This window comes from Streptomyces sp. NPDC030991, from assembly GCF_055571235.1.
Genome location: NZ_JBVIFR010000017.1, coordinates 1 through 16,832 on the forward strand (window position 1 = coordinate 1; position 16,832 = coordinate 16,832).

A 16,832-nucleotide genomic window follows, 5' to 3' on the forward strand; every position below is an offset into this window, starting at 1 on the left:
ACAGTGGCTCCACACCTACAATCACCACCGCGGACACACCGCACTCGCAGGCAAACCACCCGCCAGCCGCGTCCCCAACCTCACAGGGCAATACATCTAGAGCGCGACTCCGAGGAGCGCGTCGACGGCGCGCGAGACGACGCCGGGCGCGCCCTCGTCCGTGCCGCCGCCCGAGGTCTGCGCCTCGGCCCAGCGGTCGACGGCGGCCAGCGCCGAGGGGGCGTCGAGGTCGTGGGAGAGCGCCTCGCGGATCTCCTCGACGAGCGCCTGCGCCGACGGGCCGTCGGGCCGCGACACTGCCGCCCGCCACCGTCCCAGACGGTCCACCGCGTCCGCGAGGACCTGGTCCGTCCACTCCCAGTCGGCCCGGTAGTGGTGCGCGAGGAGCGCGAGCCGGATCGCGGCCGGGTCCACGCCTTCGCGCCGCAGCGCCGAGACGAAGACCAGGTTGCCCTTCGACTTGGACATCTTCTCGCCGTCGAGCGCGACCATCCCGGCGTGCACGTACGCCTTGGCCATCGGGAACTCGCCGGTGAGCGCCTGCGCGTGCGAGGCGCCCATCTCGTGGTGCGGGAAGACCAGGTCGGAGCCGCCGCCCTGGACGTCGAAGCCCATGCCGAGGTGGTCGAGGGCGATGGCGACACACTCGATGTGCCAGCCGGGGCGCCCCTGGCCCAGCGAGCCGCCGTCCCAGCTGGGCTCGCCGTCGCGCGCGGCCATCCACAGCATCGGGTCGAGCGGGTTCTTCTTGCCCGGACGGTCCGGGTCGCCGCCGCGCTCGGCGGAGAGCAGCCGCATCGCCTCGGCGTCGAGGTGCGACACGGAGCCGAAGTGCGGGTCGGCCTCGACGGAGAAGTAGGTGTCGCCGTCGAGCTCGTAGGCGGCACCGCTGTCACGCAGGCGCTCGACGAGCGGCACGATGCCCGGTATGGCCTCGACGGCTCCTATGTAGTGCTGCGGCGGCAGCATCCGCAGGGCGGTCATGTCCTCGCGGAACAGGGCGGTCTCGCGCTCGGCGAGGCCGGCCCAGTCGATGCCGTCGCGTACGGCCCGCTCCAGCAGCGGGTCGTCGACGTCCGTCACGTTCTGGACGTAGTGGACCTGCCGCTTGGTGTCGAGCCACACGCGCTGCACGAGGTCGAACGCGTTGTAGGTCGCCGCGTGGCCCATATGGGTCGCGTCGTACGGCGTGATGCCGCAGACGTAGATACGGGCGACGGGACCGGGGTCGAGTGGGACGAGCCCACCGGTCGCGGTGTCGTGGATCCGAAGGTCGCGGCCCTTGCCAGGCAGGGCGGGGACCTCAGAAGCGGGCCAGGCATGCATGCCTTGAGCGTAACCGGACGGTGCTTCCGCATACGAACCGGACCGGTCCCATTGGCCGACGAGGCCCTCTTGCGCGTCCATCCGCCCACCCCCAGGGCCTGTCCTCGAAGCCGGCGCGGACCACTGACCACCGCCCTGCGGCCCGGCGAATCCGCAGGTCAGATGGGCGGCCACGGAATCGCCGGCCACTCGCCGCTCGGCTCCCGGTGCCGGCCGGTCTTCAGCAGGGCCGCCACCCGCTCCCGTACGGCCTCCAGCTCGGCTTCGGTGATCAGCTCGCCGAGCCTGACGCTCAGCGGTTCACCGGCCCCGAGGCGCTCGCGCAGCCCCTCGAGAGCCGCGGTCGCCTCGCCGGTCAGCGGCTCGCCGGCCCAGCCCCACAGCAGGGTGCGCAGCTTGTCCTCGACGTTGAAAGTGACCCCGTGGTCGATGCCGTAGAGATGGCCCCCGGCGTCGACGAGCAGGTGGCCGCCCTTGCGGTCACCGTTGTTGATCACCGCGTCGAGCACGGCGAGGCGGCGCAGCCTCGGGTCGTCGGCGTGCACGAGCAGCGCTGTGCGCCCCTCCTCGACCTCGGCGAACCCGATCGCCTTCCAGCCCTCGGACGGCTCCTGCGCGTCGACGAGAGCCAGCAGCCCGTCGCCCTGCGCGGGCCCGGTCTCCTCGGCCAGCCCGGCTTCCTCGGTCGGCCCGTCGATCCACAGCTGGCACATGCCCTCGCCGTACGGGCCGTCGCGCAGCACGGTCGGCGGCACGAGACCCCAGCCGAGCGCCTCGGAGACCTCGTACGCGGCGACCTCCCGCTGGGCGAGCGTCCCGTCGGGGAAGTCCCACAGCGGCCGCTCACCGCGCACGGGCTTGTAGACGCAGCGGCTCTCCCGGCCCTCGTACGTGACGGCGCACAGCAGGACCGCGTTCGAGGCGTCCCGGATCTGTCCCTGTACGCGCAGCTCCCCACGGGTGAGGAGCTCGATGTCCCGGTCCGTCACGCGTCGCGCCGGTATCCGTTCTGGCGCGGACATACGTGTCCCTCCGGGTCGAGCGGCAGACTGCACAGCGGGCACGGCGGGCGGCCCGCGTTCACGACGTCCAGGGCCCGCTTGGCGAAGGCGCGGGCCTGGGCGCCGGTGAGGCGGACCCGGAGCATCGGCGGGCCGTTCTCCTCGTCCTGAAGAAGCCTTTCCTCGGCTTCGGCCAGGTCCTCGTCGGAATCGGCGTCCACCTCGACGAGGGCCTGTGCCTCGACGATCATGCGCTCCTCGTCACCGTCCCAGGCGAGCGCCATCGTGCCGACGCGGAACTCCTCGTCGACGGGCGCCTCCAGGGGGTCGGTGTCGGAGGTCTCGCTCGGCACCACGGCGGGTACCGGCGCGTTGCCTCCGCTGCGCCGCACGACCTCGTCGAGCAGCTCCTCCATGCGCTCGGCGAGCGCTGCCACCTGGGTCTTCTCCAGCGCCACGCTGGTGACCCGGGGTCCTGCCGAGGCCTGCAGGAAGAAGGTGCGGCGCCCGGGGAGCCCGACCGTACCGGCCACGAAACGCTCCGGTGGGTCGTAGAGGAACACCTGACGGGACACGTCCTGTCTCCATGGGATCGGGGGGGAACGACTGGCTGGGCCCGGCCGTGGACGACCAGGCCGTGCTTACGGCTGCTTCACCCTACTGCGGCCGACGATCACGGTGCGCCCGCGCCGCCCCCGACGGGTGCGTCCGGCTCCCCCGGCTCCTCGCGCGGTGCCAGGGACGCGAAGTCGCCGGTGTCGCCGAGACGTACGAGAAACGGGCGCAGTCGTGTGTAACGGATCGCTGTGATGGAACAAGGCTCTACAGAGATGCGCTGAAAGAGGTCCAGATGCAACCCGATGGCGTCCGCCACAAGCGACTTGATGATGTCTCCGTGCGAGCACATCAGATAGACGGCGTCCCCGCCGTGCTCGCGCTCCACGCGCGCGTTCCACTCACGCACCGCTTCGGCGGCCCGGTGCTGCATCTGCCGCATCGACTCCCCGCCGGGGAACGCGGCGGCGGTCGGGTGCTGCTGCACGACCTGCATGAGCGGCTCGTCGGTCAGTTCGGCGAGCTTGCGGCCCGACCAGTCGCCGTAGTCGCACTCGCCGATCCGCTCCTCGGTGCTCACGGCCACGTCGGGCCGCGCGGCGAGCAGCGGCGCGAGGGTCTCCTGGCAGCGCTGCAGGGGGCTGGTGACGATGTGCGCGAGAGGCAGGTCCCTCAGCCGCTCGGGCAGCGCCGCGGCCTGCGTGGCGCCGCGCTCGTCGAGGGCCACGCCGGGGGTCCACCCGGCGAGCAGTCCCGCGGTGTTGGCGGTGGAGCGTCCGTGCCGGACGAGGATCAGCGTGGGCATACGGGCCAGCCTAGGCGTACACGGGAGTGCGGCTCCCCCGGCCCCTGGGGAGAATGCGCATCATGATCGTCGACTGTGCCATCTACCGGGACGGGCGCCGGACCGAGGGCCCCGCGGACTTCTCCGACGCCCTCGACAAGGCGCGCGCGGAGGGTGACGCGTTCGTGTGGATCGGTCTGCACGAGGCGACCGAGGACGAGTTCGCCCAGGTCACCCAGGAGTTCCGGCTGCATCCGCTGGCCGTCGAGGACGCCCTGAAGGCGCACCAGCGCCCGAAGTTGGAGGTCTACGACGACTCGCTCTTCGTGGTCCTCAAGCCGGTCGTGTACGAGCCGCAGAGCGACAAGGTGTCCACGGGCGAGCTGATGCTGTTCCTGGGCGACTCGTTCGTGGTGACCGTGCGGCACGGCGAGGGCGCGCCCCTGAAGACGGTACGACAGCGCCTGGAGGCCGACCCGGAGGTCCTCAAGCAGGGGCCGACGGCGGTGCTGTACTCGATCGCCGACGCCACGGTCGACCACTACCTGGAGGTCGCCAACGAGTTGCAGACCGACCTGGAGGAGCTGGAGGCGGAGGTCTTCTCCCCCGATCGCGGGGGTTCGCGGGACACGGCGTCGCGGATCTACACCTTCAAGCGGCAGGTCCTGGAATTCCGGCGCGCCACCGGCCCGTTGGCCCTGCCGCTCGACCGGCTCGCCGGCGTGGGCCCCTGGGGGCTGGCGAAGGTGCCGTTCGTGAACGAGAGCGCGAAACCGTTCTTCCGTGACGTGAACGACCACCTGACGCGGGTCAACGAGTCCGTCGACAGTCTGGACCGGCTGGTGTCGGACATCCTCTCCGCGCACCTGGCGCAGATGAGCGTGCGGCAGAACGACGACATGCGGAAGATCTCGGCGTGGGCGGCGATGGCCGCGGTGCCCACCATGATCGCGGGCATCTACGGCATGAACTTCGACCACATGCCCGAGCTGCACTGGGTGTGGGCGTATCCCGCGGTGATCCTGCTGATGGCCGTCCTGGAGCTGGGTCTGTACCGGCTGTTCCAACGGCGCGGCTGGCTGTAGTGCCCGTCCGGCGGACCGGGGCGGGTCAGGCGAACTCCACCGCGGTGGTCGCCGGGCCGCCGAGCGCGTCACGTTCGGGTGGCATCGTCAGGGAGACCATGCGCCGCCAGCCGCCGGCCCGTTCGTACGCGTAGATGGCGTGGATGCCGGCCGCGAGCACGGCCGACTTCGCCCTCGGCCACCGCAGGATGCGGCCCATGTGGTCCATGACGGCCAGGCTGACGTCCCGGTAGACGGCGATCTCCGCGAGCGCGCACTCGCGCAGGATGCGCTGGATGGCGCGCCCGTGGCCCGCGTGGGCGAAGCGGAGCAGTTCCTCGTGGCAGTAGGCGAGGTGGTTGTCCTCGTCGTGGGAGATCATCCTCACCGCGCGGCCGAGGTCCGGGTGGTCGGCGAAGTGTCTGCGCAGCAGTTCCATCTGTTCGGAGGCGCGTTGTTCGGTGACGCGGCTGTGCGCGAGGTAGGTGACGACGTCCCGCACGGAGAGCGGCTCGTCGCGCCGGAGCTGTTCGTGCGCGAGCCCGATGCCGTGGCGCTCCAGCAGCATCGTGTAGTCGGTCTCGGGCGGGACGGGCACGGGTCGCAGACCGCGCTTCTTCATGAGGGCGTGGAAGATGCGGCCGTGCTTGTCCTCGTCCGCGCCGTGCCGGGCCACCTTGGGGGCGAGGTCGCGCTCGCTCTCGGGGACGAGCGCGGCGATCCGCCCGTTCTCCCAGCCGCCTTGCGCCTCGCCGCTGGCCGCGATGGAGCAGAACAGTCGGAACGACTCGTCGTCGTCGAGGATCTCCTGGAACAAACTCTTGGCCGACAGCATCGTGGTACCTCCATGCCCGCGCACCGCATCCGGTGTTCCGCTCCGCAAAAGACGAGTCAAATGTGGTGCGCGGGGAGGGGCAACAGCTGTGCCCCACGACTCGGCCGAACGGCGGAGGCGGGCCACCGGGCAGGGGCGTAACCATGGCCGCGGCGACGCGTTGTGCTCCGTGACGGCCGTGGCGGGGAAGACCCCCCGAGCCCCCACCACGGCCGCGGAATCGTCCCGGCCCCTCAGCGCCCGTCCGGCAGGCCCCTCAGTGCCCGTCCGGCCGGGCGCTCACGCCAGGCCGGCCCGCTCCAGCGCCTCCGTGCCGGCGCGCAGAGCGGCCACCCGCTCGTCGAGCGTGAAACCGGCCGGATTGATCGTCAGCGTGGTGACACCGGCGGCGGCGTAGGCCCGCATCCGGTCGGCGATCCGGTCCACGGAGCCCAGCAGCGTCGTGGAGTCGATGAGCTGGTGCGGGATGGCCGCGGCGGCGCCGTCCTTGTCGCCGCCGAGGTACTTCTCCTGGATCTCGGCGGCCTCCTTCTCGTAGCCCATGCGCTGCGCGAGCCGGTTGTAGAAGTTCTGCTTGGGGCTGCCCATGCCGCCCACGTACAGGGCCGTGTAGGGACGGAAGAAGTCGGCGAGCGCGGTGACATCCTTGTCGGCGCCGAGGGCGAGCGGCAGCGTCGGGCAGACGTCGAAGCCCTCCATCGTCTTCCCGGCCTTCTCGCGGCCCGCGCGCAGGGGCGCGATGGTGGTCTCCTCCAGGTGCTCGGCCGACGGGAAGATCAGCAGGGCGCCGTCGGCGATCTCGCCGGTCTGCTCCAGGTTCTTCGGGCCGATCGCGGCGATGTAGAGCGGGATGTGCTCGCGCTGCGGGTGCAGGGTCAGCTTGAGCGGCTTGCCCGGGCCGTCGGGCAGCGGCAGCGTCCAGTGCGCGCCGTCGTAGGAGACCCGCTCGCGGCTCATCGCCTTGCGGACGATCTCGACGTATTCGCGCGTGCGCGCCAGCGGCTTGTCGAACTTGACGCCGTACCAGCCCTCGGAGACCTGCGGTCCCGACACACCGAGGCCGAGGCGGAAGCGGCCGCCGGAGAGCGAGTCGAGGGTGGACGCCGTCATCGCCGTCATCGTGGGCTGGCGCGCCGGGATCTGGAAGATGGCCGAACCGACGTCGATGCGTTCGGTCTGCGCGGCGACGTAGGCGAGGACGGTGGCGGCGTCCGAGCCGTATGCCTCGGCGGCCCAGCACACCGCGTAGCCGAGCTTGTCCGCCTCCTTCGCGACGGCCAGGTTGTCCGCGTCCATGCCCGCGCCCCAGTACCCGAGATTGATGCCGAGCTTCATTGACCACATCCCCTTAACGCCGTGCGGATCCGCTGGCTTACCCACCGGTAACGTCTCTTGCCGGGCACCCTAGCGCGACGGGCCAGGCGAGAGTTGTCCACAGGTGCCCCCATCTTGACCTTCGGCCAGTAATCTCAGCGCCCATGGAGCAGAGGCATCTCGGCCGCACCGGCCTGCGTGTGTCCCGGATCGGGCTCGGCACCCTCACCTGGGGCCGGGACACCGACGAGCACGACGCCGCCGAACTGTTGAAGGCCTTCTGGGAAGCGGGCGGCACGCTCGTCGACACCGCCGACGTGTACGGGGACGGCGAGTCCGAGTACCTGCTGGGGCGGCTCGTCGAGGGGCTCGTGCCGCGCCGGGATCTGGTCATCTCCACGAAGGCGGGCAGCGTGCCCGACCCGGACCGCCGCTTCGACGGCTCGCGCGGCCATCTGCTCTCCGCCCTCGACGCCTCGCTGGGCCGCCTCGGCACGGACTACGTCGACCTGTGGCAGGTCCACGCCTACGACACCGGCACGCCCCTGGACGAGACGCTCCAGGCCCTCGACATCGCTGTCAGCAGTGGCCGCGCGCGGTACGCGGGCGTCTCCAACTTCTGCGGGTGGCAGCTGGCCAAGGCGGGCACATGGCAGCTGGCCGCGCCGGGTGTGCGCACGCGGCTCGCCAGTACGCAGATGGAGTACTCGCTGCTCCAGCGCGGTGTGGAGCGCGAGGTGCTGCCCGCCGCGCTCGACCTGGGCATCGGGCTGCTGCCGTCCTCGCCGCTCGGCCGGGGCGTGCTCACCGGCAAGTACCGCGCGGGCACCCCCACGGACTCGCGGGGCGGCTCCGACCACATGGCGCCGTTCGTCGCGCCGTATCTGGACGAGGCGGCCGGGCACATCGTGGACGCGGTGGCCATAGCCGCCGACGGACTCGCGGTGACGCCGTTGCAGGTCGCTCTCGCCTGGGTGCGGGACCGGCCGGGGGTGGCCGCGCCGATCATCGGCGCGCGCAACGCGCAGCAGCTCACGGCCGCGTTGTCAGTGGAGGCCCTTAGTCTTCCTGACGAGATCTGCCAGGCGCTCGACGATGTGTCGGCGCCCGTGCACCGCTATCCCGATCAGGACTGGAGCACGTTGTGAGTACGGAGTCCGCTGCCGCGGAGAACGAGTCAGGGGCGCGCCCCGACGCCGGGCCGGACGAGCCGCTTGCCGCGCAGGGCACGGAGCCGGCGGGCGGCGCCGAAGGCACGGAGGCCAAGAGCGCCGAGGGTGGCGAGAGCACGGAAGGTGCCGAGGGGGCCGAGGGCGCGGAGAGCGCCGAGGGCACGGAGGCCGCGGCTCAACTGTCCGAGGCCGAGGCGGAGCTCGCCGCGCAGCGGGCTCTTCGGGAGCGGATCGCGGAGCGGAAGGCAGCCAAGGAAGGACCGGTCGCCGCCGGGACGAAGCTGAGCGGCACGGCCGCCGATCTGCTGGCCGCCGTACGCGCCGTGGAGAGCGGGGAGAAGCCCGTCGCCGTGTTCGCGGAGCCGGAGCGCGCGCCGCGCCGGGTCGTGGCGCCCGAGCCGGTCCGCAGGCCGGAACCCGTCGCGCCGACCGCCGACGCGGGGCCCGACGCCGGGACGGTGGACGCGGTGCGGGCCGTGCTCGTCGAGGGCGGGGCGCCCGAGGCGTTCGCCGCGCCGGCCGCCCGGACCCTGGGCGAGGACGCGGCCGGTCGACTCCGCGCGGACCCCTGGCAGTTGCTGCGCCTGAGCGGCGTCCGGCCCGAGCAGGCGGACGGGTTCGCGCGGGCGCTGCTCGGCGCCGAGTGCGCCCCGGACGACGAGCGGCGCGGGCGCGCCGTCACTCTCTGGCTGCTCGAACAGGCCGCGGTGGCCGGGCACACCGCCCTCGACCTGTCCGTCCTCGTCGAGGCGCTCGGCAAGCAGGGGGTGCCGGAGCCGGACGAGGCGGTGCAGAGCGCGGTCGCGGAGGGTGACGCACTGCTCTTCCAGGACGCCCTCGACGACGCTCCCGAGCCCCGACCCGAGCCCGAGGGCGAGGAGGAGGCCGAGGCCGAGCGCCCGGTCCGGATCCTGGTCGGGCTCGAACGGACCGCGCTGGCCGAGGAGAGCCTCGCCGACGGGCTGGCCCGGCTGATCAACTCCGGCCCCAAGGAGGGCGGCCCGGCTGCCGGGGAGTGGGAGGACGCCGCCGCCGCGAACGGCACGACGGCCGAGCTGATCCGCGCGATCGCCGCGCACCGGCTCGTCCTGCACACCGGTGGCGAGGCCGCCCGCGCGGAGCCGGTCGCCGCGGCGGCGGTCGCCGCCCGGCTCGGGCTGCGGGTCTGCGTGGCCGCACACAGCGCGGACGGACGGCGCCGCGCGGCGGAGCAGCTCGGCGCGGACGCGCCGGCGACCGCCACGGCGACGGTCGCGGGGCTGCTCGCGCAGGCGGAGGGCCCCGGCCGGGACGCCGACGGGGCGTTCGCCGTCGACCTGCTCGTCGTCCTGGACGCGCCGCAGCTGGACGTGGACGACGCCGCGATGCTGGTCGAGTCGCTCGCCGACGGCTCCTGTCTCGTGCTCGGCGGGGACCCCGGGACGCTCTGGTCCGCGGGCCCCGGCCGGGTGTTCGCTGATCTCCTGGCAGCGGGCATCTGCCCCCGTGTCACCTCCCGCACCCCGGACTTCGGGCCCATCGGCGAGCTGGTCTCCGGCATCGGCATCGGCGAGCTGAACCAGGTGGAGGCGCCGGGCAAGGAGGTCGTGATCGTGCCCGTGCGGGACGCGGCCGAGGCAATCCACCGCACCGTGCAGCTCGTCGCCGACTCGGTACCGCGGGCGATCGGCGTGCCGGCCGAGGAGACCCAGGTGATCACGCCGGGGCACGGCGGCGCGGCCGGGACGCGGGTGTTGAACGCGGCGCTGAAGGAGCGGCTGAACCCCGGCCCCGGCCGGTTCGGCGGCTTCGACCCCGGGGACCGCGTGGTGTACGCACCGGCGCCCGGGCGGGTCCGGCCCGGCCGGGTGCTGGGCGCCGACGCGGAGGGGCTGCGCCTGGAGTGCGCCGGCGAGCCCGTCCTCGTACCGAAGGAGCAGGTGGAGCGGGCTGTCCGGCACGGCTGGGCGATCACCGGACACCAGGCCGTGGGGCTGCGCTGGCCGGCGGCCGTGGTGGTGCTGCCCGGCGACGCGACGCAGGCGTTGAGCCGGCCCTGGGTGTACTCCGCGTTCGGGCGCGGGGAGCGGCATCTGTCCGTCGTGCACGGCGCGGACGCGGCGCTGCCGCGAGCTGTCGCGGAGGTCCCGGCGAAGCCGCGGACCACGCGGCTGCGCACGCTGGTGCGGGCCCAGCTGCCCGGCGCCTAGCCGACCAGGAAGCTCCCCCCGGCCGGTCGCCCGGCGCCGGCCGGGGGGGTGGTCGCTCCTGGGCCGGTGTCAGCGGTCGGCGTCCTCCAGCGCCTCGTCGATCTCGACGTCCGCCTCCACCACGTCGATGTCGACATCGACATCGTCGTCCGGGTCCAGCTCGTCGTCGTCGAAGACCGCGCTCACGTCGAAGCGGCAGACGACCCGCTGCGGGTCGGCCTGGTCGAACGGGGCCTCCAGCCACTCCCCCGCCTCGGGCGGCTCGTCCGCGGCGAGGACCCACAGCGTGGAGTCGCCCTCCTCCAAGCCGAACTCCTTGTGCCGGGAGCCGATCTCGTCGGGTTCGAACTCGCCGAAGAGGACGCCGAGCGCGGCGTGGACGCTGTTGCTCGCCCCGGTCGCGGTCTCGGTGTCGATGTCCGGGTCACCGTCGAGGTCGGCGACCCGGCCGGCCTGGGCGAGAAGACGCTGCGGCTCCACCACCGCGTAGTCGCGTCGGATCAGCACGCTCAGCGCGTTCGGCTCCTCGGGACCGGTGTACGGCGGCAGGGAGTCCTCTCCGCCGGGGATCTCGAAGGGGGTGACCTCGTCGTGGCGGTCGTAGAGGAGCTCGTCGTACTCCTCGGCCGCCGCGGCCAGCTCGTTGAACGCTTCGTAGACGGCCGGGTCGTCCTCACCCGACCTGCGCTCGACAGCCGCCAGGTGACGGTCGAGCGCGGCCTTGACCGCCTCGGCGGCGGCACGTACCTCGGCAGCGGTGGGCTGCGCAGCATCAGACATAGTGCAGACGCTATCCGTACCGGGCCACTGCCCGCACAATAGATGCGATGCCGGAATACGAATTTGTCGACGTGTACGTACCGCGCGGGGTATCCCGCAAGGAGGCGACGCGTCTGCTGACAGACCATGCAGAGTACGGACACTGGGAGTTGGACCGACTGAGCCTGCGCCGCGACGGCAGTCGCCGCGTGCGGCTGCGTCGCCGGATCATCCGCCAGCTACGGGCCACCTGGTGACCTGTACCTGACGGGCCGCCGACGGAAACGGAGCGGGCCCCGCGTCGGCGGGGCCCGCTCCGTTCGTCCTGCCGGCCCGTACGTACTGCTCGTGTACGGCCGGTCCGGCTCAAGCCGTCACGCGGCCGGCCTGGCCCGCCGGTAGAGCACCGCGCCGGCGAGCAGCGCACCCGCGCCCACCGGGATGGCCACGCCGATCGGCAGCGAGCCGCCGGTCATCGCGAGCTGGGACTCGGCCCGGGGCCGGCTGACGCTCTGCGCCTGCGGATGGTTGGCCCGGCCGGGCTTCGCCGCGGCGACGTCCTCGCCGACGAAGTGTCCGCCCCGGGTCTGCGGGGAGCCCGGCGTGCCCGGGGCGTCGGGGTGGTCCGGGGTGGCGGGGTCGCCCGGGTGGTGCGGCTTCGACGGCGGCTGCTGGGGCTTGCCGGGCGGCGTGCCGGGGTGTCCGTCGCCGGGGTTCCCGCAGTCGTTCCCGAAGGCCGGGTTGCCGAGACCGATCACATTGACCGAGTTGCCGCACGCGTTGGCCGGCACATCGATCGGGGCCTGGACGTTGTTGCCCGAGCCGACGCCGGGCGAGCCGCCCGTGTGGCCGCCGGCGTGCGCTCCCGATCCCCCGTCGGACGGCTTGTGCGGGCCCCTGCTGCCATGACTGCCGTGGCTGCCGTGACCCTCGTGCGAGGTGTTGGCGCAGTTGTTGCCCATCGCCGGGTTGAGCAGCCCGATGACGTTGACCGTGTCGCCGCACAGGTTGACGGGGATGTGCACGGGGGCCTGCACCGAGTTGCCGGAGCCGACGCCCGGCGAGTTCGACGCGCCTCCCTGCGCGCCGGAGTCGGCGTGCGCGTATCCGCCGGAGACCGCGAGCACACCGCTCGCCGCCGCCACGGTGATCAGGCCTTTGCGTGTGACCTGTCGCATAGCTTTTCCTGCCTTAGAACGTGCCCGAGCGCTGATGAAGGCGCGGGCCGATGCGCGCCGCGCCGGATGCCCGATCGGCCCCGGAGCGCGCGTTCGCACTCCGGGGCCGGCGGGCTCATACCCTCAAGGGGTGAGGTACCACGACGTCACTTGTTGACGCAGGCATTGCCGAAGGCGGGGTTCAGCAGTCCGATCACGGAAACCGTGTTGCCGCACACGTTCACCGGCACGTGGATGGGCACCTGGACGACGTTGCCCGACAGCACACCGGGAGAGTTCACGGCGGCACCCTGGGCACCGGCGTCGGCGGCGGAGATGCCCGCACCCGCGAGCACGAGACCACCAGTGGCAACCGCAGCAGCGACGATCTTCTTGATCATTGTTCCTCCTCATTGGCAATGCAGTCCCAGCCGCGGACTGCACTCCCTGTAACGAGGGGAGTGCCAGGGAGCTACGAGCTCAGGGCCCCTTTCACTCGTTCCAGGCAACTCCGCACGTACGCCCGATTGTTGGATTGTCAGGATGCGTCGATGAACCGGTCGAGCACCCGGACCCCGAACTTGAGCCCGTCGACCGGGACCCGCTCGTCGACACCGTGGAACATCCCGGCGAAGTCCAGCTCCGGCGGCAGTTGCAGCGGCGCGAAGCCGAAGCCGCGGATGCCGAGGTCGTCGAAGGACTTGGCGTCGGTGCCGCCGGAGAGCATGTACGGGATGGCCTTGCCGATCGGGTCCTCGGCGGTGATCGAGGACTTCATGGCCTCGACGAGCGCCCCGTCGAAGGTGGTCTCGACGGCCTTGTCCCCGTGCACGTCCGTGCGCGTGACCTTGGGGCCGAGGATGCGGTCGAGGTCGGTGAGGAACTCCTCCTCGTGGCCAGGCAGGAACCGCCCGTCGACGTGGGCCGTGGCCTCGCCGGGGATGACGTTGACCTTGTAACCGGCGCCCAGCTGCGTGGGGTTGGCGGTGTTGCTGAGCGTGGCGCCGATGAGTTTGGCGATGCCGCCGAGCCGGGCCAGCGTCGACTCCATGTCCTCGGGGTCGAGCTCGGTGCCGAGCGCGTCGCCGAGCTCGTCGAGGAAGGCGCGGGTGGTCTTGGTGACGCGCACCGGGAACTTGTGGCGGCCGAGCCGGGCGACCGCCTCGGAGAGCTCGGTGATCGCGTTGTCCCGGTGGATCATCGAACCGTGCCCGGCGGTGCCGGCCACGGAGAGCTTCATCCAGTGCATGCCCTTCTCGGCGGTCTGGACGAGGTAGAGGCGCCGCTGCTCGCTCACCGTGAACGAGAAACCGCCGACCTCGCTGATCGCCTCGGTGACCCCCTCGAAGAGGTCGGGGTGGTGGTCGACGAGGTGGCGCGCACCGTAGGTGCCGCCGGCCTCCTCGTCGGCGAGGAAGGCCAGGACGATGTCGCGCGGGGGCTTGCGGCCCGTGCGCAGCCGGTCGCGGACGACCGCGAGGGTCATCGCGTCCATGTCCTTCATGTCGACGGCGCCGCGGCCCCACACGCACCCGTCGGCCACCTCCCCGGAGAAGGGGTTGTGGGTCCAGTCCACCGCGTTGGCCGGGACGACGTCGGTGTGGCCGTGGATGAGGAGCGCGGGCCGCGACGGGTCCTCGCCCTCGATGCGGGCGACCGTGGAGGCGCGGCCGGGGTGGGACTCGAAGATCTTCGGTTCGAGGCCGACCTCGGCGAGCTTCTCCGCGACGTACTCGGCGGCCTTGCGTTCACCCGGGCCCGAGTGGTCGCCGTAGTTGCTGGTGTCGATCTGGATCAGTTCACGGCAGAGGTCGACGACCTCGTCCTGTCCGGAGACGGCCCTGCCCGTGCTCGACTCGCTCACGCTTGTTCCTCTCTCCCTGTGGATCCCCCTCATCCTCTCTCTCCCGGCGTCCGTGCCCAAGGCCGGGCCTCCCTCGTCACGTGCCGTTCACAGGGCCCGCGGGGCGGCCGGTGGCGTGATCGAGGCACTCGGAATCTTTGGTAATGTTCTCTGTGTCGCCGCGGGAGACACCCCGCACAGAGCGGCAGACACCTTGTCCGGGTGGCGGAATGGCAGACGCGCTAGCTTGAGGTGCTAGTGCCCTTTATCGGGCGTGGGGGTTCAAGTCCCCCCTCGGACACAGCGAAAGGCCCCAGTTCATCTGGGGCCTTTTTGTTTGCGCCCGGGCTCGTGCCCGCTGCCGACGAGAGGGAAGTTGTGCGGTTTCAGCGCGGTGGGCGGGATGCCCGCTGGTGGTTCACGTTCGGCGGGATCGCGTTCGGGACACTGTTCCTGGCGATCGGTCTGCTGGTGGGGGCCTCGTCCCTGTCCCTCGCGGTGAGCGGGAAGCACGCGGACGGCATGGTGGTGGACCTGGAGTGGAGCGGCGGCAGCAGCGGCGGCTCGTCCCGCAGGAGCCACAGCGACGGACCCACCGCGCACCCGGTGGTCCTGTTCACCCCGGCCGGCGGCGAGCCGGTGACCTTCCACAGCTCCGTGGGGTCCGACCCGCCCGCGTACGAGATCGGTGACCGCGTCGGCGTGCTGTACCGCGCCGACGATCCCGGGGACGCGACGATCGACGAGTTCGTGTCCATGTGGCTGCTGCCGCTGATCTTCAGCGGGGTCGGTCTGGTGGTCATGGCGGTCGCGATCGCCTTCGCGGTGGCGCGGCGCAGGCGATCCCGGGCCGTGCCCGCCGCCGCGCCGGTCCTGCTCACGAAGGCGTAGAGACGCACCAAGGCCCCCGGCCGGGCGGCCGGGGGCCTTGGTGCGTGCGGGCTCAGCGGGCTCTCAGCCGGTGAACCCGGCCGTGATCTTGGTGAACTGCCAGGTGTCCTGGTTGATGCCGGAGCAGTTCTCCGCGACGCCGCCGCCCGCGCACGGCCGGTCCCGGTTGACCGACCAGAAGGCGAGGCGGGCGATGTGCTTGCTGTTCGCCCAGTCCTTGATCTGGGTCCAGATGGCGGGCGTCGTGATCTCCTGCTGGTCGCTGAGGCCGTTCATCCCCGAGATGCCGAGGTGGGCGTAGGCCGTGGCGTCGTCCCAGCCGAAGACCGACTTGAGCTTGGTCTTGAGGCCCTCGGCGGCGTTCACGGTGTTGCCGTACATGTCGGAGCCGCCGCCGAAGTCGAACGGCATGATCGTGAAGACGTCGATGTTCGCGTTCAGGGCCTTGGACTGCTCGATGAGGCGGTTGCCGTAGTACGTCGGTCCGGTGGTGGACGTACCGAAGGTGAGGATGGTGCGCAGGCCCGGGTTGTTCGCCTTGACGATCTTCAGGGCGTTCAGGATGCGGTCCTGCACGACCGTGTTCTCGAACTCGTCGGTGTTCTCGATGTCGACGTCGATCGCCTTGAGGCCGTAGGCGTCGATGACCTTCTGGTACGCGCCCGCCAGGGCTTCCGGCGTCGAGCAGTTGGGGCCGAGCTTGTTGCCGCTCCAGCCGCCGATGGACGGGACGATGTCACCGCCCGCGGACCGGATGGCGTTGATGGCGGTCTGGTCCTGGCCGCCGGTGAGCGGGCGCTGGCCGTCCCAGGCCGGGTTGCAGCCGCCGGAGGAGAGGATGAAGGCCATGGTGAACCACTTGACGCCGGTGGCGTTCATGACGGTGGTGGGGCTGGGCGGGTCGCCCCAGCCGGTGTAGAGGTAGGGGGCGGCCTGTTTGAAGCCGGTGGAGCCGCCGGAGCCCGCGCTGGTGGTCACGGCGACGGCGTTGGAGGCGGCCGAGCTGTTGCCGGCGGCGTCGTGGGCCTTGACCGTGAAGCTGTACGCGGTGGACGGCGTCAGCCCGGAGACGGTGGCCGAGGTGCCGGACACGGTGAGGAGTTTGCTGCTGCCGCCTGCGTAGATGTCGTAGCCGGTGACGCCCGTGTTGTCGCTCGCCGCGCCCCAGGACAGAGAGACGCTGGTGGACGTCTTGGCGGTGGAGGTCAGGCCGGTCGGCGCGGTCGGCGCCTGGGTGTCGGAGCCGCCCCCGCCGCCCGGCCCGTCGAGGCTGAGGTCGTCGGCGTAGTAGGTGCCCTGGGCGTACCAGCCCTGGGTGTAGAGGGTGGCGCTGGTCTGCGAGGCGCCGGTGGTGAACTTCACCGTCAGCTGGCTGTACGTGGACGGGGACTGGGTCCACGTGGAGGCGCCGCCGTCGACGCCGAGGTAGACGTAGTTCCCGCGCACCCAGCCGGAGAGGGTGTACGCGGTGTTCGGCTGGACGGCGACGGTGCGGCTGCACTTGGCGTTGTCGCTCGCGCTCGCCGCCCCGGCCAGGGCTTTGGTGCCGCCGTGGACGGGGCTGGGGACCACGGAGCCGAGGTTACCCGAGCAGTTCCAGGAGCCGAGGGAGCCCGACTCGAAGCCGGGGTCGGAGAGGATGTTGGCCGCCTGCGCCGTGCCGGGCAGCGCGACGGCGCCGCCGAGGGCGAGTGCCGCGGCGCCGACGAGGGCGAGGAGGCGGGGCCGGCCGGAGATCGCGGCGCGGCCTATGGAGCGGATGCGTCTGGTGCGGCGTTGCGTTCGGTGTGGGGACACGCGAACTCCCTGTGCTCAAGGGGGATGGGGATGTGCGCGAACCATGTCGTTCCTGTGCCCCCATAAGTTGGTATGGACCAATGCCGTTGTCAAGGTCCAGGCGCGTTCGGCCGGGCGGGAGTTGGGCGCGGCCGGCGCGGCGCGC

Annotated in this window: 16 protein-coding genes and 1 tRNA gene; 6 read left to right on the forward strand and 11 right to left on the reverse strand. The window is 72.0% G+C overall.

Annotation, left to right across the window (positions count from 1 at the left end; translation table 11 throughout):
* Positions 1-96 precede the first annotated feature (96 nt).
* The 4 genes from mshC to ACZ45E_RS28120 form a co-directional block, all read right to left on the reverse strand.
* Entirely contained in the window at positions 97-1,326 is a 1,230-nt protein-coding gene (mshC, locus tag ACZ45E_RS28105) for a cysteine--1-D-myo-inosityl 2-amino-2-deoxy-alpha-D-glucopyranoside ligase (protein ID WP_468225564.1), read from the reverse strand.
* A 158-nt stretch (positions 1,327-1,484) separates the two neighbouring features.
* The gene (locus tag ACZ45E_RS28110; RefSeq protein WP_468225566.1) at positions 1,485-2,348 is read right to left on the reverse strand and encodes an SCO1664 family protein; all 864 of its coding nucleotides are present in this window, start codon (positions 2,346-2,348) and stop codon (positions 1,485-1,487) included.
* Positions 2,312-2,902, reverse strand: coding sequence for a DUF3090 domain-containing protein (locus ACZ45E_RS28115; RefSeq protein WP_468225568.1), 591 nt, complete (start codon positions 2,900-2,902; stop codon positions 2,312-2,314). Before ACZ45E_RS28115 ends, ACZ45E_RS28110 begins: the two co-directional genes overlap by 37 nt.
* 98 nt (positions 2,903-3,000) lie before the next feature.
* Positions 3,001-3,687, reverse strand: a complete 687-nt coding sequence (locus ACZ45E_RS28120; protein ID WP_468225569.1) for a histidine phosphatase family protein — start codon at positions 3,685-3,687, stop codon at positions 3,001-3,003.
* A gap of 62 nt (positions 3,688-3,749) precedes the next feature.
* Here ACZ45E_RS28120 and corA point away from each other — a divergent pair, with 62 nt between their 5' ends.
* Entirely contained in the window at positions 3,750-4,751 is a 1,002-nt protein-coding gene (corA, locus tag ACZ45E_RS28125) for a magnesium/cobalt transporter CorA (RefSeq protein ID WP_468225571.1), read from the forward strand.
* 25 nt (positions 4,752-4,776) lie between these two features.
* Here corA and ACZ45E_RS28130 read toward each other — a convergent pair whose 3' ends face one another.
* Positions 4,777-5,565 (reverse strand): ferritin-like domain-containing protein, encoded by a 789-nt coding sequence (locus ACZ45E_RS28130; protein ID WP_468225573.1) that lies wholly within the window; start codon positions 5,563-5,565, stop codon positions 4,777-4,779.
* 279 nt (positions 5,566-5,844) lie between these two features.
* Positions 5,845-6,900 (reverse strand): LLM class F420-dependent oxidoreductase, encoded by a 1,056-nt coding sequence (locus ACZ45E_RS28135; RefSeq protein ID WP_468225575.1) that lies wholly within the window; start codon positions 6,898-6,900, stop codon positions 5,845-5,847.
* A 143-nt stretch (positions 6,901-7,043) separates the two neighbouring features.
* On the opposite strand from ACZ45E_RS28135, the gene ACZ45E_RS28140 reads away from it, so the two are divergent.
* Positions 7,044-8,027, forward strand: coding sequence for an aldo/keto reductase (locus ACZ45E_RS28140; protein WP_468225577.1), 984 nt, complete (start codon positions 7,044-7,046; stop codon positions 8,025-8,027).
* A complete protein-coding gene (locus ACZ45E_RS28145) occupies positions 8,024-10,240 on the forward strand; it encodes a helix-hairpin-helix domain-containing protein (protein ID WP_468225579.1) in 2,217 nt (738 codons plus the stop codon). The genes ACZ45E_RS28140 and ACZ45E_RS28145 overlap by 4 nt, the downstream gene beginning before the upstream one ends.
* Positions 10,241-10,309: 69 nt before the next feature.
* Here ACZ45E_RS28145 and ACZ45E_RS28150 read toward each other — a convergent pair whose 3' ends face one another.
* Positions 10,310-11,020 carry a hypothetical protein gene (locus ACZ45E_RS28150; protein ID WP_468225581.1) on the reverse strand — a complete coding sequence of 237 codons (711 nt, stop codon included), beginning with the start codon at positions 11,018-11,020 and terminating at the stop codon, positions 10,310-10,312.
* A 47-nt stretch (positions 11,021-11,067) separates the two neighbouring features.
* Between ACZ45E_RS28150 and ACZ45E_RS28155 the strand changes: the two genes are divergently transcribed.
* Positions 11,068-11,256 carry a DUF5703 family protein gene (locus ACZ45E_RS28155; protein WP_189827295.1) on the forward strand — a complete coding sequence of 63 codons (189 nt, stop codon included), beginning with the start codon at positions 11,068-11,070 and terminating at the stop codon, positions 11,254-11,256.
* 117 nt (positions 11,257-11,373) lie between these two features.
* Here the strand turns inward: ACZ45E_RS28155 and ACZ45E_RS28160 are convergent, their stop codons facing one another.
* The 3 genes from ACZ45E_RS28160 to ACZ45E_RS28170 all read right to left on the reverse strand — a co-directional run bounded on the left by ACZ45E_RS28160 (position 11,374) and on the right by ACZ45E_RS28170 (position 14,020).
* Positions 11,374-12,177 (reverse strand): chaplin, encoded by an 804-nt coding sequence (locus ACZ45E_RS28160; RefSeq protein WP_468225584.1) that lies wholly within the window; start codon positions 12,175-12,177, stop codon positions 11,374-11,376.
* 146 nt (positions 12,178-12,323) lie between these two features.
* The gene (locus ACZ45E_RS28165) at positions 12,324-12,557 is read right to left on the reverse strand and encodes a chaplin (RefSeq protein WP_404220751.1); all 234 of its coding nucleotides are present in this window, start codon (positions 12,555-12,557) and stop codon (positions 12,324-12,326) included.
* Between the two features lie 137 nt (positions 12,558-12,694).
* Positions 12,695-14,020 carry a M20/M25/M40 family metallo-hydrolase gene (locus ACZ45E_RS28170; RefSeq protein ID WP_468225587.1) on the reverse strand — a complete coding sequence of 442 codons (1,326 nt, stop codon included), beginning with the start codon at positions 14,018-14,020 and terminating at the stop codon, positions 12,695-12,697.
* Positions 14,021-14,215: 195 nt separating this feature from the next.
* Between ACZ45E_RS28170 and ACZ45E_RS28175 the strand changes: the two genes are divergently transcribed.
* Positions 14,216-14,300: transfer RNA gene (locus ACZ45E_RS28175), tRNA-Leu, on the forward strand.
* Between the two features lie 77 nt (positions 14,301-14,377).
* Positions 14,378-14,890 (forward strand): DUF3592 domain-containing protein, encoded by a 513-nt coding sequence (locus ACZ45E_RS28180; RefSeq protein ID WP_468225590.1) that lies wholly within the window; start codon positions 14,378-14,380, stop codon positions 14,888-14,890.
* A gap of 63 nt (positions 14,891-14,953) precedes the next feature.
* Here ACZ45E_RS28180 and ACZ45E_RS28185 read toward each other — a convergent pair whose 3' ends face one another.
* The gene (locus tag ACZ45E_RS28185; protein WP_468225917.1) at positions 14,954-16,642 is read right to left on the reverse strand and encodes a fibronectin type III domain-containing protein; all 1,689 of its coding nucleotides are present in this window, start codon (positions 16,640-16,642) and stop codon (positions 14,954-14,956) included.
* Between the last annotated feature and the right edge of the window lie 190 nt (positions 16,643-16,832).